This window comes from Pandoraea sp. B-6 (assembly GCF_000282835.1).
GTDB lineage: Bacteria > Pseudomonadota > Gammaproteobacteria > Burkholderiales > Burkholderiaceae > Pandoraea > Pandoraea cepalis.
The window spans coordinates 1-711 of sequence record NZ_AKXS01000334.1 but is presented as its reverse complement, the minus strand read 5'-3'; the positions used below and the strand labels follow the sequence as shown (position 1 = coordinate 711).

Annotated in this window: 1 protein-coding gene; it reads left to right on the top strand. The window is 62.4% G+C overall.

Features of this window, described 5'->3' with window-relative positions; all coding sequences use genetic code 11:
• Positions 1-711, top strand: a 711-nt coding sequence (alc, locus tag A985_RS0103325) for an allantoicase (protein ID WP_017232003.1), incomplete at both ends; no start/stop codon positions are given.

The following is a 711-nucleotide window of genomic DNA, read 5'->3' as shown; positions in this document are numbered from 1 at the left end:
CCTCGACACCAGCCACTTCACCGGCAACTTTCCGCCGGCCGCGTCGCTCGAGGGTTGCCACAGCCCGGACGGCGCCCCGGGCGAGTCGGCCGAGTGGTTCGAATTGCTGGCGTCGACCAGCTTGCAGGGCAATGCGCACCACTACCATGCGATTACGCAGTCGCGTGCGGTGACCCATGTGCGAGTGAACCTGTACCCCGATGGTGGCCTGGCGCGTTTGCGCGTGTATGGGTTGCCGCAGAGCGATTGGGCGCGACGCTCGCGTGACGAGCTGATCGACCTCATCGCGATGGAGAATGGCGGTTACGTCGTGGCGGCGAACAACCAGCACTTCGGGATGGCATCGAACCTGTTGATGCCGGGCCGGGGGGTGAACATGGGCGATGGGTGGGAGACGCGTCGACGTCGTGAGCCGGGCAACGACTGGGCGATCATTGCGTTGGCGCAGCCGGGCGAGATTGCGAAGATCGAAGTGGACACGGCGCACTTCAAGGGCAACTTCCCGGATCGTTGTTCCATTCAGGCGGCGTATGTGACGGGCGGCACCGAGCAGTCCTTGATTACGCAGTCGATGTTCTGGCCTGAGCTGTTGCCTGAGCAGAAATTGGCGATGGACAAGCAATTCAGCTTTGAAGAGCAGGTACAGAAGCTGGGGGCGATCACGCACATTCGCTTCAACATCATTCCCGACGGGGGTGTATCGCGTTTGCG